We start from the raw sequence: 22,367 nt of genomic DNA, 5'->3' as shown, positions 1-22,367 counted from the left end.
CGACCTAACGAGGGGGACGGTATACCCTGCGGGCTTTCCCCGCGCGGTACGCCGCTCCCCCTTTTCCGTACCCGCCGCCCCTTTCGGGACGGCAGGCGCTTTCCTTTTTTCCTCACGGGCGGAAATGCCGCCAACCTTTTTTCGAGGCGCACCAATGACCACCTTCCAGACCATCAAGGCCGACAAAAAACAGTACCTCCCGCTCCTTCTGCTCGCGGACCCCTGCGAAGCCATGATCGATCGCTATCTGGAAGCCGGGGATATGCACGTCCTCTCCATCGGCGGCGCGCCCGTCTGCGTGGCTGTGGTCACCCCGTATTCCGATACGGCCTGCGAACTCAAAAACCTCGCCACCGATCCCCAATTCCAAAAGCAGGGGCACGCGACCCATCTGATGACGGCCCTGTTCAAATACTATGCGGCACGTTTCCGAATGATGTATGTGGGAACCTCAGACAGCGGCGTGGCCTTTTACACCCGGCTCGGCTTCACGCCCTCGCATACCGTCACCGGGTTCTTTACCGACAACTACCCCGAACCTATCTACGAAAACGGCGTTCTCCTCACGGACATGCTTTACCTCAAAAAAGAGCTGGCCTGACTGGGACGCCCAAGGAAACACCAGTGGACTTCATCGAACACTATCTGCGGTTCATCAAGGAAGCCGAACGGCTGAAGGCCGTCACCCGCACGGCATGGGCACACGACGGACGGCGGGAAAGCACGGCTGAACATTCGTGGCGGCTGGCCTTGTTCGCCGGGCTCGCAGCGGGACGCCTTCCCGGACTGGACAGGGAAAAAGTGCTTATGATGAGCCTCATCCACGACATGGGCGAACTCTACGGCGGGGATATTTCGGCGGCCCTGTGCCCAGACCCGCAAGAAAAAAACGACGAGGAAAGCCGGGCCGTACACAAGGCCTTTTCCCTGCTCCCCGAACGGGAAGCCGAATCCTTGCTGGCCCTGTGGCGTGAATACAATGCGAACGCCACCCCGGAAGCCCGGCTCGTCAAGGCGCTGGACAAGGCGGAAACCATCATCCAGCACAATCAGGGGCGCAACCCGGCGGATTTCGACTACTGGTTCAACCTCGGCTACGGAAAAGAATACTTCGAGGGCAATGAATTCCTGCGTGAACTCCGCACGATTCTGGACGAAGAAACCGCCGCCAAGATCCACGGCACGGATTGAACGCCCCAAAGACGGCAAAGGCATGGGAACCTTCCGGCCCACATGCCTTTGTTCTGCCTGACGGGAACCCCGCCGAAAACCTTCACTTATCCGCCCCCATTTGGGACACAGCCCGGCGGATTCCGGCTACCGGTTCAACCTCGGCTATGGAAAAGAATGCTTCGAGGACAACGGATTCCTGCGTGAACTCCGCACGATTCTGGACGAAAAAACCGCCGCCAAGATCCACGGCACGGATTGAACGCCCCCAAAACGGCAAAGGCATGGGAACCTTCCGGCCTACATGCCTTTGCCCTGCCTGACGGGAAACCCGCCGAAAACCTTCACCTACCCGTCCCCATTATGGGATGCGACCCGGCGGATTCCGGCTATCGGCTCCATTTCGGCTACGGAAAAGAATACTTCGAGGGCAACGGATTCCTGCGCGGACTCCGCACGGTTCTGGACGAAGAAACCGCCGCCAAGATCCACGGCACGGATTGAACGCCCTAAAAAACGGCAAGGGCATGGGAACCTTCCGGCCCACATGCCTTTGCCCTGCCTGACGGGAACCCCGCCGAAAACCTTCACCTACCCGCCCCATTATGGAATGCGACCCGGCGGATTCCGGCTGTCGGCTCCATTTCGGCTGCGGAGAGAAAAAAGGTCTGTTGAAGGAAAAGGGCTGCGGAGGGGCGGCAAGCGCACCTGCCTATTCCCGGCCCCCTTCCCGTTTTTGTATGGAACCGACTACTTGAACGCCGCGACGCCGGCCTTGGCTACGTTGGTATCCTCAGCCACGCTGCCGCCGCTCACGCCGATAGCGCCGACGATGACGCCGTCCTTGTTCTTGAGCAGTTCGCCGCCGCCGAAAATGACCAGCCCGTTGTTGGTGACTTCAATGCCGTACAACTCCTTGCCAGGCTGCGAAGCCGCGCCGAGGGCGGAGGTCGGCATGTTGAACAGGCGGGCTGTACGGGCCTTGCCGATGGAAACGTCGATGCTGCCGAGGAAAGCCCCGTCCATGCGCGTGAAGGCCTTCAGGTTCCCCCCGGCGTCCACGACGGCAATGTTCATGGGCACGCCCTGCTCTTTGGCTTTGGCGAGGGCGCCCTTGATGACCGTATCGGCCTGTGCCTGCGTGATGTCGCCGGGAAGCTGGAGTTTGCTCACATCCACACCGGCGAACGCGGTAAAGGAAAAAGCCAGAACCATCAGGCCGGACAAGAAAAGACGACGCATGGAAACCTCCATCTGTTGCGGTATGGGCAAAACGCCCCATCCCACGGAACGCAGCCCGGCGTTCCGCTTTCTCTTACGGTATCCACTTGCGCCTTTTTCCGCAAGGCACTATATCAAATGACATGAACGAAACACCTCCTCACGGCGGTTCACCTGCCGAACGCCGCGGCATCCACCTCCTTTCCCCCGAACTGCGCAATCAGATCGCAGCGGGTGAAGTCGTGGAGCGCCCCGCGAGCGTAGTCAAAGAACTTGTGGAAAACAGCCTCGACGCCGGGGCAACGCTGATCGAGGTCACGCTGGAAAACGGCGGGCAGAGCCTTATCCGGGTCAGGGACAACGGCGTAGGCATCCCCGCCGCCGAGCTGGAGCTGGCCGTCACGCGCCACGCCACCAGCAAGATAACCAGCATGGACGATCTCTGGCACATCAGCTCCTTCGGTTTCCGCGGCGAAGCCCTGCCGAGCATCGCTTCCGTGTCCAGCTTCCGCATGGAATCGGCTTTCCGCGCCTCGGAAGACGCCGATCCCGATGCGGCCTTCATCCAGATGGAACACGGCGTGCTCGCCCAGCAAGGGCCGAGCGGCCTGCACAAGGGAACGGTCGTCGAAATCCGCGACCTCTTCGCCACCATCCCCGCCCGCCTCAAATTTCTGAAAGCGCCCGCGACCGAACAGAAGCGCGCGCAGGAACTCCTCACCCGTCTGGCGCTCACGCACACGGACGCGGGCTTCATCTTCCTTGCCGGGACGCGGGAAGTCCTGCGCTTCCCCGCCGGGCAGTCCCTTCAGGAACGCCTCTCGGTCATCTGGCCCGACTCCGTTACGGAAACCCTGCTGCCGTTCGACCGTACCACCCATGACATCCGCGTCCACGGGCTGACCTCACCGCCCGGACAGGCCCAGCCGCGCGGCGACCGGATGCTGCTCTACGTCAACGGCAGGGCCGTCAACGACAAGGTCATCCTGCGCGCCGTCCGCGAGGCCTACAAGGGGCGCCTCCTCTCCAAGGAATACCCGCAGATCGTCCTGTTCATGGAACTGCCGCCGGAAGAAGTGGACGTCAACGTACACCCGGCCAAGATTGAAGTCCGCTTCCGGGATGAGCGTTCCGTGTTCGGGGCCGTACTCCGGGCCGTGGAAGAGGCGGTTGTCCGCAGCCTTCCCACGGGCGATCTTGATGCGGCCCCTTCCGGCGAAAAAGCGCGCCATGCCCCTGCGTACGAGCCCAAGCCCCTCGGCTTTTGGGGCGAAGCGGATCGGGAGCGGATCATGCGGCCTCAGCAGCAACCCCTCATACCGCCGGATCACGAGGAAACGCCTTCCTCCGTGCCCCCCGTGTCGGGGCGGGCATCCTCCGAACCGGCCTCCGCCCCTGATCCGCTGCTGTACGGCGAGGAAGGGCTTCCTTGGGATATGGCTCCCGACAAGCCCGCCGCAGCTGCCTTCCACGAAGCCCCCCAAGCGTTCGCGGATCCGCAGCCCCCAACGGCAGGTTCGGCTCCGTCGCCGGAAAACCCGCCGTATGCCGCCGTGCAGCCGTCAGCCGCACCAGCCGCCGACCGCGCCAAACCTTCCGGGCCGAAACGGTCCGAACCGGAACAGCCTGAAATCGAGCAGCTCGGCGAAGGCCAAGTACGCGTCGGCCCTTACGTGTACATGGGGCAGATCGGCGGGACGTATCTGCTGCTCCGGGATATGCGCAACAGCCGCGAGAATGCGTCCCTGCTGATCCTCGACCAGCACGCCGCGCACGAACGGGTACTGGTGTCCCGGATAGAGGCCGGGGGCTTTTCGGGCATGTCCCAGCCCTTGGTGCTGCCGCTTGAATATACGCTGCATCCGGCGGAACGGGAACGTATTCAGGAGTTCCACGAATCCCTCGCCGCGCTCGGCTTTGAACTGGCGCTGCGGGAGCAGGGAGCCGGAACCGTGCTCGAAGTGCGTGCCGTGCCGCCTTTGCTGGAGCGTGCCGCCGCCGGGGAATTCATCCGTGAGGTACTCGCCGGGCGTAAGGAGGATCTCCATTCGCTCTGGGCTACAATGGCCTGCAAAGCCGCGATCAAGGCCGGGGACGCCCTTGCCCCGGATGAAGCGGTCAACCTCATCGCCCAGTGGCTCATGACCGAGAACCGCCAGTTCTGCCCGCACGGGCGGCCCTGCGTCCTGCAATGGGGCACCAGCGATCTGGACAAGATGTTCAAAAGGGTGGGGTAAGGGAATTGGAGGGGAGAGGGAGGGCCTTTCTGAAGAAAGCCCCTCCCTCTCCCCTCCAAGCCTCCCCTCTCCCTCCCCAAAGAATTTCGTATGGGTCGATGGCGGATCCGGGGACTGCCGAGCGTTTCCCGTCCGCATACGTCCCCCGGAACTGCGGAGGGCTGGAGCAAATGAACTCTAAAATTTGCTGTGACATAGGAAACGGTTGATGTTTTATTTCTTGAAATTCCAAAAGAATAACCAATAACGTGCCCCAATCATGGGATCCGTCAGCGGAAAAATTGGAGAAAAAGCCTCTATTTTCATCATGCTGCTGAAATAAAACAACTATACACTATGACAGAGCCTAAAATTTTATAATATTAAAGTTTAAAACACACTTGCTCCGGCATTGAACAACGCAACATTGTACTTGTACCTTCGCAGCGACAGCCTGCTTCCCGCAATCGGAAGAGCATTTTCAACGTGAAACGCTCTAGGCTGTGTTGTTATTTTATATAATTATTTGAAACTATTTAAAATAATATTTTGCGACTTAAAACAATTACATAATTTCAATAGATTATACATAATTAGCAAAACAACCTAATATACTGTCCGTGTGATAAAAACAAACCTAAAAAGCTTGGACAAGGTACTGCCATGGGATGTGACCTTTTTATCTCTACCACATGGTGAAAACACAGTCTTTTCTTCTGTTTTTTCATTGGCTGACTCTATGGCCGGGGTATTTGTCGGCCAGTTCTTTGGAACTCCAAGAAATAGAATATCCGTCTTCTGCCGTGACACAGTCTTGGACAAAGTAAAAACGAATGGCTCTGTTATAGTATGTGGTCGTTTCATCTCCACGGTGCGGTGAAAAATAGAGCTTTTTTTCTAGTTTTTCCCTTGCCGGGATCCACGGCTAAGGCATTTTCCGGTTATCCCTTTGGAGTTTCAAGGAAAACAGCATCAACCATTTTCTATAACACAGCCAAACGAATCAACTTCGGGCAGCTTCTTCTTTAGTTTTGTCGTGAAATACAATCGACCTATTCACATAATATATTGAATATTCCGTATTGTTATACTGTTCCACTGAAAACGCCATGACCGAGACGGCCCATTCTTTTTCTATTTTCCATTTCAAAAAACAAAATACCAACAAGTTACGCAGGAACAGCCTTCCCTCTTAAAAACAGCCTGCTTCAAAAAAAGCCGCCCGAAACATTTCGGACGGTTTTCATATACAGGGAACATTGCAAACAAGAATTCAATAAGCACAAAAGCCCTTGAAGAAGGGAGGAAAAATAAAATACCAACATGTTACGCTGGAACAGCCTTCCCTCTCAAAAACAGCCCGCTTCTCAAAAAGCCGCCCAAAACTTTCGGACGGCTTTCATATACAGAGAACATTGCAAACAAGAATTCAATAAGCACAAAAGCCCTTGAAGAGGGGAGGAAAAATAAAATACCAACATGTTCGCTGGAACAGCCTCCCCTCTTAAAAACAGCCCGCTTCAAAAAAAGCCGCCCGAAACTTTCAGACGGCTTTCATATACAGGGAACATTACAAACAGGGATTCAATAAACACAAAAGTCTTTGAAGAGGAGAGGGAGGGGTTTGGGGAGGGGGAGGGGAAACTTTCCTCAGAAAGTTTCCCCTCCCCCTCCCCAATTTTCCTACCTCCCGTCGATAAGGCGCATGTCCTCAGGCGCGGAGGCTTCGACGGTATAGCCGATGACGCTCTTGCCGGAAGCGGGCACGGTGAGGTTCCACGTATTGACGTGATCCTTCACAACCGGGGCGGGCTTGGCGATGACCTTCACCTCAATGGCGCTGTCGCCGATCTGCGGTTCGGGATCTTCCACGCGCACGGCAACGGGCTGCGTGTGGTTGTTCGTTACCTCAATCGTCCACTTCCAGTCACGGGTCTGACGCTTGCCCACAAAGCCCTCGCTGCCGCTCTGACGGAGATCCTGCTTCATGTCCACCGTCACACGGGAATCCCTGCCGAAAAACATATCCTCATGATCCCCCGACAGCGCAAACGTCCCCACCCCCACGGGCAGCCCGTCCACCGAATACTGCGCCGGGCCATGCGGCCAGTCCACGGCTTCAGGCAAACGAACCTCGGCCATCAGCCACGCCGCCTTGCCGCCGTAGCCGGGGCGGGCCAAGCGGACGAACGACGCCTTCCAGCCGCCCCGCGCCAACTCGAACAGCACGGGCCGACCGGCGGAAACCGTGCGCGCCCCCAAGTCCCACACCGTAAACGTCGCCATTTCACGGACATCTATGGACGGAGCCGCCTTCATCATATTGGGGGCCGCATCCATCGCCGCCGACTTCATGACGGGGCCCGCAGCCAACGCGCGAGGCATACCTGCCGCCTTCCGCAACGTCCACTCCGGCAGGCTTCCCGGCTGCAACCCGCTGCCCGGATCGGAGGAAGCCAGCGTAAGATGCACGTCCTTCCAGTCCTGTCCCGTCGCCTGCCGGATTTCCGCCTGCTGCGTGAAACGCACCAAGCCCTTTTCAGGCGCGGCATCAAACCGGTAGGCCGGAGACCAGCCGCACCCGGACAGCATATACGAATAGCGTACCCGGACAGTTCCAGAGAGATCGTTGACCTGCGCCTCGATCCGGGTGCCCTCCGCAGCATCGCCGTATTCGGACAGGGCCTGCTCAAGGCGCGCCACGCCTTCCCGCGCTTCCTTGACCTGCGGCTCCAGCGCGGCGGCCTGCACATACAACGCCTTGAGGCGTTCCGGCATAGCCGCATCCAGCTTTTCCATCTCCGCCATCGAAATTTCTTGCGCCAGCGCGCCCTTGCTCCACAGCGAGATCCGCGCCGCCACCGCCGCGGCTTCGCCTTCCAGCGCCGCCGCACGCGCACGCGCTTCGGCCAAATCCTGACGCAGCGCCGCTACGGCCTCACTGTCCGCTATCGGAACCGGGATTGCCCGGCGGCTGGCGACCTCGCCTTTATCCAAAGAAATCACAAGGGAATCCAAGTCGGCACCCGCAGGAAGCACAAACGCCACGGCCCCGTTTTCCACAGCCAGCGTATCGTCGACCTGCACCTGCGCACTCGAAGGGTACAGCACAATATCCACCGCCGGGGCCGCAGCCGCGACACCGGACAGACACAACATCAAAGCCGCCAACAGCACCAGACGGTTCCGCATCACTACCTCACTTTACAGCTCAAAGAAAAAAGGAGGCCCTTCAGCCGCCTCCCCAATGTCCTTTTCCTTTTCTATCCCAACAGGGAGGTGACTCAGTTTCTCAGAACTCCCTTGGAAAAGCCATGACAATCTCACGCGTTCCCAAGCCCCCCCTTACCAGCGCCCACTAAAAAACGCCTCCCGCGGCAGCACCGGAGGCGTTTGCACATGCACCCTTTTCATGCGGCAGGAACCCCACGCATGGGAACCCGGTACGCGAAAAGGTTTTTCGGGGCTGTGCCCTTCATCGGCAATCCGAGGGAAGGAAGGGCCTTTTCGGAAAGCCCTCCCTTCCCCAAAAGCTCTTTCACTATTTCTCGTTCGCGCCGCAGCACTTCTTGTACTTCTTGCCGCTGCCGCAGGGACAAGGATCGTTGCGGCCCGGCTTATTCTCGGCCCTGGCCTGAGCGGGGGCCCCAAGCAGTTCCTCCGGTTCGTTGGAATAGGAAAGCTGCTGCGGCTGCTCCTTGTGCTGGAACATCGGTTCCGGTTCGGGCGCGGCTACGGCTTCTTCCGCAACTTCCGCGGGGCGCTGCTCCACGCGTACGCGGGTAAGGGCGCGGAACGCCCCCTCACGAATGTGCACGAGCAGTTCTTGGAACATGTTGAAGCCTTCGCGCTTGTACTCCAGCTTGGGATCGCGCTGGCCGTAACCGCGCAGGCCGATGCCGTCGCGCAGGAAATCCATGTTGCGGAGGTGCTCCTTCCAGCCGCGATCCAATTCTTCCAGAAGGAAGTAGCGCAGCAGGTCGGCGTACAGCGGCCCGGCCTCTTCCTTCAACTGGGCCAAAATGGACTGCACCAGCTCCTGCGCCTCTTCACGGGTCGGCAGGGGGGCATCGCCGGGCAGCACGCGGTCAATGTTCATGACCTCGGACAAACGGGCGCGCACGGGCTTTTCTTCCTCGATGTCATGCGCGGCCTTGGAAACTTCGAGCCCGTCATACATATCGTCCAGCAGATCGGACAGATACTCGTTCAGGATGGGCTCAAGATCCGGCTCCCGCATCAGATCCCGGCGCAGGCTGTAGATGACGGTACGCTGCTGGTTCATGACGTTGTCATAGTCCAGCAGGGTCTTACGGATTTCAAAATGATGGCCTTCCACACGCTTCTGGGCGTTCTCGATGGCGCGGGAAACCATGTTGTTCTCAATGGGTTCGCCTTCCTGCATCCCAAGCTTCTGCATAAGCCCGGAAAGGCGGTCGGAACCGAAGAGGCGCATCAGATCGTCTTCAAGCGACAGATAGAAGCGGGATGAACCGGGGTCGCCCTGACGCCCGGAACGGCCGCGCAACTGGTTGTCGATACGGCGGCTCTCATGGCGTTCGGTGCCGAGGATGTGCAGGCCGCCAAGTTCGACGACGCCTTCCCCAAGTTTGATGTCCGTACCGCGCCCCGCCATGTTGGTGGCGATGGTCACCTTGCCGACCTGACCGGCCTGCGCGACGATTTCGGCTTCCTGCGCGTGGTGCTTGGCGTTGAGTACGCTGTGCGGCACGCCTTCGCGCTTCAGGAGCTGCGAAATGAGTTCGGACGTTTCGATGGAAATCGTACCCACCAGCACGGGCTGGCCTGTGGCGTGCAGCTCCTTGATGGCCTGAATGATGGCCTGCATCTTTTCACGCCGCGTCCGGTAGATGAGATCAGGCATGTCCCTGCGGATCATGGGGCGGTTCGGCGGGATGGTGGACACTTCCAGACCGTAGATCTGGGCGAACTCCACGGCTTCGGTGTCGGCCGTGCCGGTCATGCCCGACAGCTTGTCGTACATGCGGAAATAGTTCTGGAACGTGATGCTGGCGAGGGTCTGGTTCTCGGCGGCGATGGTGACGTGTTCCTTGGCTTCAAGGGCCTGATGCAGGCCGTCGCTGAACCGACGCCCGGCCATGAGGCGGCCCGTGAATTCGTCGACGATGACGACCTGATCGTCCTTCACGATGTAGTCGACGTCGCGGCGGAATACGGTGTGCGCCTTGAGGGACTGCAACACATGGTGCTGCGCCGTGATGTTGGCGGTGTCATACAGGTTGTCGACGCCGAGCTTTTCTTCCACATACTGCACGCCTTCATCGGTGAGCGACGCGGTTTTGCCCTTCTCGTCAACGGTGTAGTGCTTTTCCTTTTCGAGGGTGCGGACAACTTCGTCCACCTTCTGATACAGATCGGTGGATTCGTCGGAAGCGCCGGAGATGATGAGCGGCGTACGGGCTTCGTCGATCAGGATGGAGTCCACTTCGTCGACGATGGCGTAATGGTGGCCGCGCTGCACCAACTGCTCGGCGTAGAACTTCATGTTGTCGCGCAGGTAGTCGAAGCCGAACTCGTTGTTCGTGCCGTAGGTGATGTCCGCGCCGTAGGCTTCCTTGCGCTGCTCGTCGCTCAGGCCGGCGACGATGACGCCCACGGAAAGGCCGAGGAAGTTGTACAGCCGGCCCATCCATTCGGCGTCACGCTTGGCGAGGTAGTCGTTGACGGTAACGACGTGGACGCCCTTGCCTTCCAGCGCGTTCAGGATGACGGCGAGGGTGGCGACGAGGGTCTTGCCTTCGCCGGTTTTCATTTCCGCAATCTTGCCGTTGTGCAAGGCCATCGCGCCGAGCAACTGCACGTCATAATGGCGCATGCCGAGCACACGGGTACTGGCCTCACGGACAAGGGCGAACACTTCGGGGAGAACGGCATCCAGATCCTTTTCCCCGCTTTGCACCTGTTCCCGATAAACGGCCAGGCGCTGCGGCAGCTCCTCATCCGCAAGGGCCTGCATTTCGGGCTCAAGCGCATTGATTTTAGCCACCAGCGGCCTGAGTTTTTTCAGAAAACGATCGTTTTTACTACCGAAAATCTTGCGTACGAGGAAACCTATCATGAAAACTCCCAAAAAAGAGGATACACGGCGAGTACCGCATCCCTCAACTAATAAGACATGCTTCACCGATTGGCAAATGACGACGACAGGGGTTTCTTTATAACAGAAAGGGAAGGCCGCCTTTCCACAGGAAAAAACGCCTTCCCCAAGCCCTCCCACGCCTTGCCTGCGCCCTCGCGTTTCCAGAGCCTCGTATCGTGGAGAGGGATGAATCGGGGGAGGACGCTTTTTGAAAAAAGCGCCCTCCCCCGTACCCCCTCCCGCAAAAACTTCGACGGGTGGGGAGGCTGCACGAAAGGAGTTCAGGGGCGAATCAGCGCAGCCCCCGCACTCCGCCCGTGAGCCCCGCAGACATCAACGTTTTTTCATCCGGCCTTGCCCGATATACAACGCCGCATCTGACGCCGATTACAAAAGTCTTTGGAAGATGAGGCAGTACGCGAGGGTGTGAAGCCAAACTACCAAAGGCCACGCCGACGCCTGAAATTCACTGCATAAAACGGCAGCCCCGCTGCCGCATCCCTTCATCCGGCTCCGCCCGGCATACAACGCCGCGCCTGACGCCGGTTACAAAAGCCTTTGGAAGATGAGGCAGTACGCGAGGGTGTGAAGCCAAACTATCAAAGGCCACGCCGACGCCTGAAATTCACTGCATAAAATGGCAGCCCCGCTGCCGCATCCCTTCATCCAACCCTGCCCGGCATACAACGCCGCATCTGACGCCGATTACAAAAGCCTTTGGAAGATGAGGCAGTACGCGAGGGTGTAAAGCCGAACTACCAAAGGCCACGCCGACGCCTGAAATTCACTGCATAAAATGGCAGCCCCGCTGCCGCATCCCTTCATCCCGGCCCCGCCCGGCATACAACGCCGCGCCTGACGCCGGTTACAAAAGTCTTTGGAAGATGAGGGGAGGGGTGTGGGGAGGGGAGAAGGAAGCTTTTCTTCAGAAAAGTTCCTTCTCCCCTCCCCACATCATCCCACCATCCCAACTTTCCTAACAAATCCTCGGCAACTGGTCGCCTTCGAGCATGGACAGCAGGCGGCGGCCTCCGATGGGCGTCTGGAGCACGACCTGACCGGGACGGGACGGGGCCGCGGCTTCGAGCACGGTGCCGATGCGGGCGGCCTCGCGGCCCTGCGGCTCGGAGCGGAGCACGTCGAGCGCGGCCTGCGCCTTGGCTTCCGGCACAAAACACAGCATCTTGCCCTCGTTGGCGAGATACAGGGGATCAAGGCCGAGCACGTCGCAGCCGGAACGCACCGCATCGTGGATCGGGATCGCGGCCTCCTCAATGGAACAAACCACCCCGGACTGCCCGGCGATCTCGTTCAGCGTGGTCGCCAACCCGCCGCGCGTGGGATCGCGCAGCACATGGATGTCCCCAACCTCAAGCATCAGGCGCTCCACCATCTTGTTGAGCGCGGCGCTGTCGCTCTCGACGCCCTGCAGGAACGAAAGGCTGTCGCGCTGCCCGAGCACGGCAAGCCCGTGATCGCCCACGGCCCCGCTTACCAAAATGGCGTCGCCGGGCTTGGCGCCGCTGCCGGACGGCGACGGATCCGCAAGGATTTCGCCTACGCCCGCCGTAGTGATGAACAGCTTGTCGCAGGCCCCGCGCGGCACGACCTTGGTGTCGCCGGACACGATGAGCACCCCGGCGCTGCGGGCCGCCTCCGCCATGCTTTCCACCACCTTGCGCAGCAGATCGAGATCGAGGCCCTCCTCAAGGATGAAGCTGCAGGTCAGGTATCTGGGCCGCGCGCCGAGCATGGACACGTCGTTGACCGTGCCATGCACCGCCAGCGTGCCGATGTTGCCGCCGGGGAAGAACAGCGGGGTGACGGTATACCCGTCCGTACTCATGGCGATGGGGCCGGAAAGTTCCAGCCTGGCGGCGTCGTCCAGCGTCCGAAGTATGGGATTGTCGAACTGTTCGAGAAAAAGTTCGTTGATGAGCCGCTGGGAAGCCCTGCCGCCGCTGCCGCAATCCAGAAGAAGTGTCTTTGTCATAACCGACCTGTCTTAATGATGATTCCACGGATGGAGCAGCCGATGCGAAAGACGCCTGACGCGGCCGCCCATCCTTCCGAGCGAACAGAAGATGCCGAGCAGGTTGAGTATCCCGAACAGGGCGAAATTGACGTGCATCGCTTCCAAAAATTCCGGGATGTTGTTCGGGCCGAGCGCCTCGTCGCCCAGATAGGCGTTCATGGTCAGGGAAATGATGACCATGCTCGACAGCGTCCCGAGCGTGCGGGCCGTCCCCACCAGCCCCGATGCCTGCCCCATGTGGGCCTCGTCCACGCTGGTCATGATTGCGCTGGTGTTCGGAGACGCGAACAGCGCGGTGCCCGAACCTATCACAAGCTGAACCAGCGTGACCACCCACAGCGGCGACGCCCCGTCGAGGGAAGATGCCACCAGCAGGCCGACGCCGCACACCGCGATGCCGAGCGTGGCGATGACGTCCGCGCCGTGCCTGTCCGCCATGCGCCCGCCGAACGGCGAAATAAACACCTGAACGGCGGGCTGCGCCGACAAAAGCAGCCCGGTTTCGAGCAAGGACAGCCCGTGGACGCCTTGGAGATACAGGCTAAAATAGAAGGTCACCCCAAAAATGGAACTATAATTGATGAAGGAGGCCAGCGTGCTCAGGGCGAACGCCTTGTTCCTCACGAGAAACGCGACGTCCAGAATGGGGTGGTGCGAGCGGCGCTCCTCCCACAGGAACAGGCCGAGGAACACTACCCCCAAGGCGAACAGGACGCCCGCCCACGCGCCGGAAAAGAGCCAGATGGCCCCGATGGACAACGAGCTGACGGCGAGCGTGTAGAAGAGGCTCCCCTTCCAGTCGAAAGGATCGTCCGGAGCGTCCTTCCAGTCGCAGCGGACGTTGCAGTACATGAGCAGCCACGCGATGATCCCGATGGGGACCACGCTGAAAAAGAGGAACTGCCAGCCGAGGGCCGTGCCGAGGAGGCCGGACAGGCCGGGGCCGAGCGACAGGCCGCTGTACACGCCGATGGAGGTGAGCCCGAGCACCCTGCCGAGCCGTTCCGGCGGCGCACAGCTCACCAGGATCGCCAGCGCGCAGGTGTTCATGATGGCGGTGCCCATCGCCTGCACGAAACGGCAGCACAGGAACAGCCAAATGTCCGTCACGAACGGCAGCAGGGCCGACATCACGACGAACAGCGACAGGCCGCTGAGGAAAAGCCTCTTGCGCCCGATCATGTCCCCCACCCGGCCCGCCACCAGATGGAAAATCGCCAGCGACAACGTATAGGCCGCGTTGATGAGGCTCAACTGCATGGCGCTGGCGTGCAGATCCCGCCCGATGGCGGGCAGCAGCGGCCCCGCGCCGGACAGCATGAACGGGAGCATGAATTGGGCGGCCCCCACGGCGATGATGACGGTTCGCAGGGAGACGACGGGACGTTCCACATCGCAGGAAGTATTTGGATGTTCAGTTCTCATGAAAATCTTGTACGTCCCCTTTGAGAGGGGGTCAATCGTCCAGATTGAACGCTTGAACAATCTTTCTAACGCCCCTCCTGATGCCGCCCCTTAATCTCCCTAAGTTTCGCAGCCCTATTGATTTGCCGCTTTTCATGAACGGACATACCTTTTCAAGAGGCCGCCGCACTCAGGGCATTCACCTTTCAATGAAATCTGGATTCAACTATATGAAATTTAAAATATTTTTATAAACCATCGAAAAGATGAATATCCCCTGCATGCTTCCATGCGCCTTGCCATTCCCGACTCCCCAGCGTGGCAACCGGGAGAACGCTTGCCGAAATCACGCTGTCATACGCGCCGTTCCATAAAACACACCACGAACGGCAGGTGCGCGAACTTCCGGGTTCCCGTAATGCCGAACCCCTGCCGCCCATACCAGCGCACCAATTCCCTGTTTTCGTACATGGCCCCGATGCGGATCGTCCCGCCTCCGGCCCGCCGCACTTCCTCCACGGCGTGCGCCACCAACGCCCCGCCGTATCCCCGGTTCCGGCTCCACGGGGCCACGGCCAGCTTTTCAAGATAAAACGTCGCCCCGTCTTTCCGCTTGAGGGACATGCAGCCGGAAAGCCCGTCCCCATCGGACAGGCCGTACAGGACGGCCCCCCGATCCAGCTCCTCGGCCAGCGCCGCATCCCGCAGGAAGGCTCCGCTTGTGGGGCAGTTCTCTTCCGTGAGGTCAAAAGCCTCGGCGACGGTGGCGAACGCCTGCCGGATGACCTCCGCCGCTGCGGGGATGTCTTCAGGCGCAAGCTGCGTAATGGTGTGCATGGCCCTTCCCGGCCTGTTCCGGCGGCCTTGGCTCAGCCGATCTTGCTCGATGGTGTGCATGCCTCTTCCCATACCCACATATTGGAACATTTCAGCTTTGGGATGCGGTTCATGGCAAAAGTGCCTGTGCCGGAAAAGGCAAGCAGGGGTTCAGCCCGCAAAGCCGCTGGAAAAGGCGGAGCCCCGCACCGGCGTTTTTGGGGGCGGACGGGAAAGGCGTGCGGCCCCCTTCCCTCGGAAACGCTTTCCCTTTCAGCACCGATGTTCCACCTCAAGCATTGTGTTCCACCGCCGTCAGCTCCATGTCGCCCCAGACGCCGACGGCCCCCCCGCACTGGGCGAAAATCCCGGTCAGGCCATGCTTCACGAAACGCCGGGCATAGTCCACCACGGCCTTGACGTCGCCGGGGCCTTGCAGCCGGTTGCACAGCGCCGTCGCCAGCGCGTCCGCCAGCGCCCCGTCCGGGGAGCGCACGAGCACCAGCTCGCCCTGCCCGAAGCTCAGGGAATGCCCGATGGTTGCGGAAGACGCGCACAAGGCCAGCGGGCACGCCGACGCCGCCACGTTCAGCCCGATGAGCACCCCGGACGCAGGGTCGGGAAGCAGCCCCACCACACGATCGCGCCGCGAGTACATAAAAATGTCACCTCCGTTCTCTATAATGAGATCCGGGGAGCGTTCCGAAAGCGATTCCGCCGCCATCTGCGCGATGGTTCCCGCCACCGCCGCGAACGGCCCCACACCGGCAATGGCCGAAGCCTCCGCCATGCGCCGGACGATTTCGGGGGGAGGCACGGGACAGGACAGCGGAACGGGCACAAGGCTGTGCCGGAATTCGGGATGCAGCACGATCCACGCCTCCAGTTCGCCGCGCAGGGCACGCACGCGGGCAGCCAAGGCGTCCTTGAAGCCTTCCGGCAGGGGCGACACCGCCGTCACCCGCAGATCCGTCTCCCCGATCACGATCTGGAACCCGCATTCGCCCTCGCGCGGGGCGCACCGCTCCCGGTACCTGCGGTGCGGATCAAGATGAATCCCTTTCACAGCCTGCCCATCCTTTACTTTTAGTGCGATTGATTCTAAAAAAATGTGTTCGCAAAGTCGATTTCCGCCCGCCGGGCATCACCTTTTCACTTTTTCCAAAGCGTCCATACAGGAGAACGTCATGCCAAAGCATTTCATGAGAATCCGCGACCTCGGACACAGCGGGGCATGGGAAATCATCCGCCGTGCCAAGGAAATGAAAGAGACCAACTATCGCGGTCACTGCATGGACGGCAAGGTTGCTGCGCTCATTTTTGAAAAAGCCTCCACGCGCACGCGCGTCTCCTTCGACGTCGCCGTCCGCCAGCTCGGCGGCACGACCATCTTCATGACCCCCGCCGAAAGCCAGCTCGGCCGCTCCGAGCCCCTGCGCGACACCGCCCGCGTGCTCTCCCGCTACGTGGACTGCCTCATCGTCCGCACGTTCGGGCAGGAAAAGCTCGACGAACTCGCCGAATACGGCTCCCTCCCGGTGGTCAACGCCCTCACCGATCAGGGCCATCCCTGCCAGCTCATGGCGGATCTCCTGACCATCTACGAGCGTACCCCCGACTTCTCCAAAGTCACCGTAGCGTGGGTGGGCGACGGCAACAACATGGCCAACTCGTGGATCGAAGCCGCCATGTACTTCCCGTTCCAGCTCAACATGGCCATCGCCCCCGGCTATGAGCCCGATCAGCAGCTCCTCTCCCTTGCGCTCCAGTCCGGCGCGAAGATCTTCCTGACCCACGATCCCAAGCTCGCCGTCGACGGCGCGAACTACATCTATGCCGACGTGTGGGCCTCCATGGGACAGGAAAGCGAACAGAAAAAGCGTGAGGAAGCCTTCAAGGGCTTCTGCGTGGACAGCGAACTCATGAGCCTCGCCGCCCCCGGCGTCAAGTTCCTGCACTGCCTGCCCGCCCATCGCGGCGAGGAAGTGACCGACGAGGTCATGGAAAGCGAAGCCTCCATCGTCTGGGACGAAGCGGAAAACCGCCTGCACGCCCAGAAAGCCATCCTCGAATGGGTTTTCTCCGACTAGAAGCCTCCGCTCCGGCCCCAATTCCGGGCCGGAGCGTTCCGCCCGGAAATCATTGACATCCTCCCTGTCGGGGAGAATGGTTTCAAACCAGCCTTTCTCCGGCGTTCCGGCACAGACGTGTTCTCCGCCCGACAAAAGGAGGATTCATGGAATCGCCCTTCCCTTCCCGCGCCGAACAGGACCCTCCCGAACAAGCGACGCACGTTTGCCTTCTGGCCTGCAGCCCGCACCCCAACGGCAGCACCGATGCCGCCGCCCGCCTGCTGGAACAGGCCCTTTTGTCGCGCGGTGCGGCCGTCGACCGCATCAGCCTCAGGGACTACACGATCCATCCCTGCATCGGCTGCGGCTATTGCTCCTCACATCTGGGGCGCTGCGCCTTTGACGGGGACGGCGCCGCCGGGCTGTTCCGGCGGATGGAACGCGCGGACTGCCTCATCCTGAGCATCCCCGTCTATTTTTATGGCCCCCCGGCACAGCTCAAGGGCTTCATCGACCGGGCACAGCTTTTTTGGGAGCGGCAGAGAACGCCCACGCCGCGCCGCCCCGCCCATGCCGTCCTTTGCGCGGCGCGTACGCGGGGCGACAGGCTCTTTGAGGCCAACCTCCTCATCCTGCGCTGTTTTTTGGATACGCTGGGGTTCAGCCTGCACGAGCCGCTGCTTTTGCGCGGCGTGGAGCGGCCCGACGATCTTTTGCATCCACATCTTATTGCCCAGATTGAACGATTCGGGCTCGAAGCCGCCGAACAGGCCACACGTTTGCATCATGAATGAACGAAGTTTTCGTTTCCTCCAGCCGTTACGGGATCTGCTCCACGCCACTTCGCTGGACGAGCGGCGCTGCATCCTGTGCCATATCCCCTTTTCCCCGCTGAGCGGGGGGGAACTCCCCGCCGATGGCGGCAGCGGGCAACGCATGCGGATCCCCCTCTGCCCGGCCTGCCGGGCCCTGCTCCGTCCCCGCAAGGGAGGGTACTGCCCCTCATGCGGCGAGCTCCGCCCCTTCCCGGATTCCGAGCCCGCCCTGTGCGAGGCATGCCGAAAAACGCCGCCGCCGTGGGAACATTTCCGCTTCTACGGCGCATACAGCGGCGCGCTGAAAACGCTTCTCCTGCGCGGCAAGTTCGGCGCCGACCCCGCGGTGCTGCACCTGCTCGGACGGTTCCTCGCCCTTTCCTGTAAGGATCTGCCCAAGCCCGACGCCATTGTCCCCGTCCCCCTGCACTCCACCCGGCTGCGCGAGCGCGGATTCAACCAGTGCCAGGAGCTGGCCCGCCCCCTGTCCGACGCCCTCGGCGTGCCGCTTATGCCCGATCTGCTGCTCCGCCGGCACCCCACGCGGCATCAGGTGGGCCTGAGCGAAGCCGAACGCGCCGCCAACCTCAAGGGCGCGTTCCTCTCCCTCCCGGAAGTCCGGGGCAAGCGTATCCTGCTCGTCGACGACACCTACACGACCGGCACGACCTTGCGCCGAGCCGCCCTCGCCCTGCTCGATCCGCATGCCGGGGCCGCCGCCGTGGATGTGGCCGTCGTCGCCAGAACGCCGCGCGAAAAACACGATTTCCAATACAACTGGAGCTCCCCACACGAGCCGCTCCCCCAAAACAGATGAAAACCCCGACTGCGGAGGCCTTTCATGTTCGGACGTATCCTGATGACCATCGGGCTGGCCATGCTTCTGGCCGCTCCGGCCCATGCCGGTTTCGGCCTGCTCCTTCCCGACAGCCCCATTGTTGACGACCCGGAAAAAACATCCCTCAACCTCGTCATCTGCGCCGTCGATCCGGCAACGGGCGCGGGCATCCCCATCGAACGCCCGCAAGTCTTCACCGCACTGCGCTACAGCGGCGACACCTTGGATCGGAGCGAGCACCTTTCCGTCCTCGACGAAGCCGTCGCCTACGGCGCCCGCGCATGGACAACGAACATCTCCCTGCCCCACCCCGGCGTCTACCAGCTCGTCATGCAGACCAAGGCGGGCTGGGTCCCCGAACAGGACAAGTTCGTCCAGTATGTCACCAAGGTGCAGATCCCGGCCTACGGCTCCGCCGAAGGATGGGACAAGCCCGCCAACATCAGCTTTGAAATCTCGCCCCTGAGCCGTCCCTTCGGCCTGTGTTCAGGCATGGCCTTCTCCGGGCAGGCCCTCTTTGACGGCAAGCCCATCCCCGGTGCGCTCATCGACGTGGCCCGGCTCGATCCGGCGATCAAGCCCAACGTCACCCAGCCGGAAGATCCCAACGCGCCGCCGCAGGACGGCAAGGCCCAGCCCAAGGCGAAAAAGCAGGATAAACAGCCCACGCCGCAGCCCATTTCCGCCTTCGGCGACACGCAGCAGGTCAAAGCGGACAGCCAAGGCGTCTTTACGTTTGTCTGTCCGCTCCCCGGCTGGTGGGCCTTCTCGGCCAGCATGGCAGGCGATCCCCTCCAAGATCCGGAGGGCAAGCAAAAGCCTCTGGAAATCAAGACCATTTTCTGGGTCTATATGAACAACTGCCCTAAAGCGGCTCCGGGAAAGAAATAAGCCATGCGCGAGGCCTCGTTCCACCTGTTCGACCGGGCGGCATGGCCCCGCAGCGGGCATTTCGAGTACTACATCCGCACAGTGAAATGCCGCTATGACCTGACCGCCCACCTGACCGTCACCACCCTGCGCGAACGCGGCAAGTCCCTTGGGCTGCGCTTTTACCCGCTCCTGCTCTATATCGCGGCACGGGCCGTCAATGCGAACCGGGAATTCCGCATGGGCTTCAACGAGCACGGCGCGCCCGGCTACTGGGATTTCATCAACCCGTCCTATACGATCTTCCATGACGACGACAAAACGTTTTCGGACGTCTGGAGCGAGTACGACGAATCGTTTCCCGTTTTCTACCAAAACGTCCTGAGCGACATGGAAACCTACAAAGATGTCAAAGGCGTCCGGGCCAAACCGGGCAGGCCGGCCAACTGCTGCCCCATGTCCGCGCTGCCGTGGCTGAGTTTTACCGGCATGGCCCATGTGCAGGCCGCGGAACCGCCCTTCCTGCCGCCCATCATCACCTTCGGCAAGTACTTTGCGCAGGGGGCGGACACGCTTCTGCCGATCTCGGTTTCCGTCCATCATGCCGCGGCCGACGGATACCACACCAGCAAACTCATCAACGACATGCAGGCCCTTGCCGCCTCCGCCGCCCAGTGGATGCGGCCCTGATGCGCCGAACGGATGAGAAAGCCCGGCTGCGTTTCCCAACAAGGACGTGCCGGGCTTGCTTTTTTCCCACTTCGTCCTTACCCTATATACTGCAACACCCAAACCAGCGGCAGGAAACGCCTGCCCAACCATCCAGAGGACACATCATGCCCAAGTCGTTTTATGCCTGTCTCAGCACCGTACTGGTTCTGGTCATGCTGGCTTTCGCCTATGGTGAGGCCGATGCCGCCCGTATCGGCGGTGGCCGTTCCTTCGGCGGACGCCCGTCCATGAGCCAGCCCTACACGAAACCGCTGCCCTCTAATCCTTCCTCCTCATTCAACCAGCAGACCAACCGCCAGAGCCAGCAGATGGCCAATTCCGCCGCTCCGAGCCGTGGTCTCTTCGGAGGCATGGGCGGTATGCTCGGCGGCCTTCTCGCCGGCAGCCTGCTCGGTTCGCTGCTCTTCGGCGGCGGCTTCAATGGCGGCGGCTTCCTCGATATCATCCTGATCGGCGGCCTCCTTTTCCTTGCGTTCAAGTTCTTCAGCAGACGCCGCGCCGCGACGCAGGGCGCCGGACAGCCCAATGCGGGCGGTTTCGACTCGCTCCGCAGCACGCCCGACTCCGATTCGACGCATCAGCGCACGGCGGCTCCCCAAAGCGGCAAGGGCGGCTTTGACTGGGATGCGCTGACTGCCCCTTCTTCCGGTCAGCAGCCCCTGTATCAGGACGAGCCCAAGAAGCCCGCCGGATTCGATGAAGAAGAGTTCCTTCGCGGCGCGAAGGCCGCCTATACCCGTCTGAACAGCGCGTGGGACAAGCGCGATCTCTCCGACATCGCCCAGTTCTCCACCCCCGCGTTCCAGAAGGAGATCCAGCAGCAGGCCGCCGAGGACAAGACCCCCGGCAACACCGAGATCATGCTTGTGAACGCCTCGCTCCTCTCCGTGGACACCATCGGCAACGAGCAGATCGCGCAGGTCTATTTCAACGTCCTGCTTCGCGAAGACCCCTCGCAGGAAGCGCCCATCGACGTCCGCGAAATCTGGCATTTCGTCCGCCCCGCCTCCGGCGACGGCACATGGAAGCTCGACGGCATCCAGCAGGTTGAGAATGTGTAGATGAGTGAATCGGGGAGGGGAAAGGGCCCCTTTTGAAAAAGGGCTCCCTTTCCCCTCCCCGAACCCCTCCCCTATCCCCCTAAAACTTTTATAAGGGTCGATGGCGGGACGGGCCGCACGGGAAGCCGTCCCTCTACAGGGCGTCTCCCGGCATCTCAGCAAAAAGCAAGCCCCGAACCTTTATGGTTCGGGGCTTTTTTGAGCCTTGCCGCAGTATATGGTTGTTTCATCTCCACGCTGGAGTGGAGATATAGCCTTTTTCTCCAATTTCCCGCTGGCGGGAGCTATAGCGAAACCTTTCATCCGTTATCGCTTGAAACAAGCAATGGCTCCATCATAGTGAAAGCTCGATGTTCATTTTATGCAATTCAAAATAAGTGCCGACAAGCATTTTTTGCCACAGAAATCTTCGGCAAGTACCTTAAAAAACGCAATGAAGGCAATGGTTCTAAAATTACACCAATCCAATGCAATGACGGAGCAGCTTCAATAAATAAGGGATTAGGCCGTGTCGCCAATTATATATGATATATTGAAGTTAGTTAACTATCTTTCAAAATCACAAAAAAATATTTTCAATAATTTCAAATAATTATATTCAAAATAACGGCACAGCCTAGAGTAAAGCACCTATCGTCTGCCATGAAACGGCCTTTCTTCTCAAAGACGCTGCGTCAAATGATCGTATCTTAACAACCAATTGTAATGTATATAGAATAAGAAATCGGAAGTATTCAAAGGACGGTACCCTCTTGTTTTGTTGAACATGCAAGCGGAAACCGGGACAATCACCTTTGAATGGCTTAGGCCGTATCGTTATTTTGAATATAATTATTTGAAATTATTAAAAATAATATTTTATAGCTTTAAAAAACAGTTAAATAATTTGGCCCTGTCATAGTATGCGGTTGTTTCATCCCACAGTGTGGTGAAAATACAGCCTTTTTCTCCAGTTTTCCCCTTGGCGAAACCTATGGCTAAGGCATTTTGCTGGTT

19 protein-coding genes are annotated in these 22,367 nt (G+C 60.1%); 12 read left to right on the top strand and 7 right to left on the bottom strand.

Features of this window, described 5'->3' with window-relative positions; translation table 11 throughout:
- The first annotated feature begins 154 nt into the window (after window positions 1–154).
- The 4 genes from ACZM8Y_RS06790 (at window position 155) to ACZM8Y_RS06775 (ending at window position 1,674) form a co-directional block, all read left to right on the top strand.
- On the top strand, window positions 155–601 hold the full coding sequence (locus ACZM8Y_RS06790) for a GNAT family N-acetyltransferase (protein ID WP_482330387.1): 447 nt from the start codon (window positions 155–157) through the stop codon (window positions 599–601).
- 23 nt (window positions 602–624) lie between these two features.
- The gene (locus ACZM8Y_RS06785; protein WP_482330386.1) at window positions 625–1,191 is read left to right on the top strand and encodes an HD domain-containing protein; all 567 of its coding nucleotides are present in this window, start codon (window positions 625–627) and stop codon (window positions 1,189–1,191) included.
- A gap of 100 nt (window positions 1,192–1,291) precedes the next feature.
- Window positions 1,292–1,432, top strand: a complete 141-nt coding sequence (locus ACZM8Y_RS06780; RefSeq protein WP_482330384.1) for a hypothetical protein — start codon at window positions 1,292–1,294, stop codon at window positions 1,430–1,432.
- Window positions 1,429–1,674: a hypothetical protein gene (locus ACZM8Y_RS06775; RefSeq protein ID WP_482330382.1), complete on the top strand. Its 246-nt coding sequence runs from the start codon at window positions 1,429–1,431 to the stop codon at window positions 1,672–1,674. The genes ACZM8Y_RS06780 and ACZM8Y_RS06775 overlap by 4 nt, the downstream gene beginning before the upstream one ends.
- A 246-nt stretch (window positions 1,675–1,920) precedes the next feature.
- On the opposite strand, the gene ACZM8Y_RS06770 is transcribed toward ACZM8Y_RS06775, so the two are convergent.
- Complete coding sequence (locus ACZM8Y_RS06770) at window positions 1,921–2,412, bottom strand: GlcG/HbpS family heme-binding protein (RefSeq protein ID WP_308772219.1); 492 nt, start codon at window positions 2,410–2,412, stop codon at window positions 1,921–1,923.
- Window positions 2,413–2,534: 122 nt separating this feature from the next.
- On the opposite strand from ACZM8Y_RS06770, the gene mutL reads away from it, so the two are divergent.
- The gene (mutL, locus tag ACZM8Y_RS06765) at window positions 2,535–4,628 is read left to right on the top strand and encodes a DNA mismatch repair endonuclease MutL (RefSeq protein ID WP_482330380.1); all 2,094 of its coding nucleotides are present in this window, start codon (window positions 2,535–2,537) and stop codon (window positions 4,626–4,628) included.
- A gap of 1,662 nt (window positions 4,629–6,290) precedes the next feature.
- On the opposite strand, the gene ACZM8Y_RS06760 is transcribed toward mutL, so the two are convergent.
- From ACZM8Y_RS06760 to ACZM8Y_RS06735, 6 genes are all read right to left on the bottom strand, one after another.
- On the bottom strand, window positions 6,291–7,799 hold the full coding sequence (locus ACZM8Y_RS06760; RefSeq protein WP_482330379.1) for a DUF4139 domain-containing protein: 1,509 nt from the start codon (window positions 7,797–7,799) through the stop codon (window positions 6,291–6,293).
- A gap of 349 nt (window positions 7,800–8,148) precedes the next feature.
- On the bottom strand, window positions 8,149–10,707 hold the full coding sequence (gene secA, locus ACZM8Y_RS06755) for a preprotein translocase subunit SecA (RefSeq protein WP_302554204.1): 2,559 nt from the start codon (window positions 10,705–10,707) through the stop codon (window positions 8,149–8,151).
- Window positions 10,708–11,704: 997 nt separating this feature from the next.
- Window positions 11,705–12,721, bottom strand: coding sequence for a hydrogenase expression/formation protein HypE (gene hypE, locus ACZM8Y_RS06750; protein ID WP_479859043.1), 1,017 nt, complete (start codon window positions 12,719–12,721; stop codon window positions 11,705–11,707).
- Between the two features lie 12 nt (window positions 12,722–12,733).
- The gene (locus ACZM8Y_RS06745; RefSeq protein ID WP_337431131.1) at window positions 12,734–14,188 is read right to left on the bottom strand and encodes an MFS transporter; all 1,455 of its coding nucleotides are present in this window, start codon (window positions 14,186–14,188) and stop codon (window positions 12,734–12,736) included.
- Between the two features lie 333 nt (window positions 14,189–14,521).
- A complete protein-coding gene (locus tag ACZM8Y_RS06740; RefSeq protein ID WP_482330378.1) occupies window positions 14,522–15,064 on the bottom strand; it encodes a GNAT family N-acetyltransferase in 543 nt (180 codons plus the stop codon).
- A gap of 211 nt (window positions 15,065–15,275) precedes the next feature.
- Window positions 15,276–16,049: a UPF0280 family protein gene (locus tag ACZM8Y_RS06735; protein WP_482330377.1), complete on the bottom strand. Its 774-nt coding sequence runs from the start codon at window positions 16,047–16,049 to the stop codon at window positions 15,276–15,278.
- Window positions 16,050–16,170: 121 nt separating this feature from the next.
- Here ACZM8Y_RS06735 and argF point away from each other — a divergent pair, with 121 nt between their 5' ends.
- The 7 genes from argF (at window position 16,171) to ACZM8Y_RS06700 (ending at window position 21,899) form a co-directional block, all read left to right on the top strand.
- Window positions 16,171–17,073 (top strand): ornithine carbamoyltransferase, encoded by a 903-nt coding sequence (argF, locus tag ACZM8Y_RS06730; RefSeq protein WP_302553322.1) that lies wholly within the window; start codon window positions 16,171–16,173, stop codon window positions 17,071–17,073.
- Between the two features lie 146 nt (window positions 17,074–17,219).
- Window positions 17,220–17,849: a flavodoxin family protein gene (locus ACZM8Y_RS06725; protein ID WP_482330376.1), complete on the top strand. Its 630-nt coding sequence runs from the start codon at window positions 17,220–17,222 to the stop codon at window positions 17,847–17,849.
- A complete protein-coding gene (locus tag ACZM8Y_RS06720) occupies window positions 17,842–18,687 on the top strand; it encodes a phosphoribosyltransferase family protein (RefSeq protein WP_482330374.1) in 846 nt (281 codons plus the stop codon). Before ACZM8Y_RS06725 ends, ACZM8Y_RS06720 begins: the two co-directional genes overlap by 8 nt.
- A gap of 24 nt (window positions 18,688–18,711) precedes the next feature.
- The gene (locus tag ACZM8Y_RS06715) at window positions 18,712–19,599 is read left to right on the top strand and encodes a DUF4198 domain-containing protein (protein ID WP_479859039.1); all 888 of its coding nucleotides are present in this window, start codon (window positions 18,712–18,714) and stop codon (window positions 19,597–19,599) included.
- Between the two features lie 3 nt (window positions 19,600–19,602).
- Window positions 19,603–20,268 (top strand): CatA-like O-acetyltransferase, encoded by a 666-nt coding sequence (locus tag ACZM8Y_RS06710; protein WP_482330373.1) that lies wholly within the window; start codon window positions 19,603–19,605, stop codon window positions 20,266–20,268.
- 146 nt (window positions 20,269–20,414) lie between these two features.
- Window positions 20,415–21,371, top strand: coding sequence for a Tim44 domain-containing protein (locus tag ACZM8Y_RS06705; protein WP_482330371.1), 957 nt, complete (start codon window positions 20,415–20,417; stop codon window positions 21,369–21,371).
- A 198-nt stretch (window positions 21,372–21,569) separates the two neighbouring features.
- Complete coding sequence (locus ACZM8Y_RS06700; RefSeq protein WP_482330370.1) at window positions 21,570–21,899, top strand: hypothetical protein; 330 nt, start codon at window positions 21,570–21,572, stop codon at window positions 21,897–21,899.
- Window positions 21,900–22,367: the final 468 nt, after the last annotated feature.

This window comes from Bilophila sp. (assembly GCF_057864385.1).
This window is presented reverse-complemented; position numbering and strand designations above follow the sequence as displayed.

What these genes read in the sequence shown, in the direction of transcription:
- ACZM8Y_RS06790 (WP_482330387.1), top strand. Translation starts at nt 155, where the DNA reads ATGACCACCTTCCAGACCATCAAGGCCGACAAAAAACAGTACCTCCCG.
- ACZM8Y_RS06770 (WP_308772219.1), bottom strand. Translation starts at nt 2,412, where the DNA reads ATGCGTCGTCTTTTCTTGTCCGGCCTGATGGTTCTGGCTTTTTCCTTT.
- mutL (WP_482330380.1), top strand. Translation starts at nt 2,535, where the DNA reads ATGAACGAAACACCTCCTCACGGCGGTTCACCTGCCGAACGCCGCGGC.
- ACZM8Y_RS06760 (WP_482330379.1), bottom strand. Translation starts at nt 7,799, where the DNA reads ATGCGGAACCGTCTGGTGCTGTTGGCGGCTTTGATGTTGTGTCTGTCC.
- secA (WP_302554204.1), bottom strand. Translation starts at nt 10,707, where the DNA reads ATGATAGGTTTCCTCGTACGCAAGATTTTCGGTAGTAAAAACGATCGT.
- hypE (WP_479859043.1), bottom strand. Translation starts at nt 12,721, where the DNA reads ATGACAAAGACACTTCTTCTGGATTGCGGCAGCGGCGGCAGGGCTTCC.
- ACZM8Y_RS06745 (WP_337431131.1), bottom strand. Translation starts at nt 14,188, where the DNA reads ATGAGAACTGAACATCCAAATACTTCCTGCGATGTGGAACGTCCCGTC.
- ACZM8Y_RS06740 (WP_482330378.1), bottom strand. Translation starts at nt 15,064, where the DNA reads ATGCACACCATCGAGCAAGATCGGCTGAGCCAAGGCCGCCGGAACAGG.
- argF (WP_302553322.1), top strand. Translation starts at nt 16,171, where the DNA reads ATGCCAAAGCATTTCATGAGAATCCGCGACCTCGGACACAGCGGGGCA.
- ACZM8Y_RS06725 (WP_482330376.1), top strand. Translation starts at nt 17,220, where the DNA reads ATGGAATCGCCCTTCCCTTCCCGCGCCGAACAGGACCCTCCCGAACAA.
- ACZM8Y_RS06720 (WP_482330374.1), top strand. Translation starts at nt 17,842, where the DNA reads ATGAATGAACGAAGTTTTCGTTTCCTCCAGCCGTTACGGGATCTGCTC.
- ACZM8Y_RS06715 (WP_479859039.1), top strand. Translation starts at nt 18,712, where the DNA reads ATGTTCGGACGTATCCTGATGACCATCGGGCTGGCCATGCTTCTGGCC.
- ACZM8Y_RS06710 (WP_482330373.1), top strand. Translation starts at nt 19,603, where the DNA reads ATGCGCGAGGCCTCGTTCCACCTGTTCGACCGGGCGGCATGGCCCCGC.
- ACZM8Y_RS06705 (WP_482330371.1), top strand. Translation starts at nt 20,415, where the DNA reads ATGCCCAAGTCGTTTTATGCCTGTCTCAGCACCGTACTGGTTCTGGTC.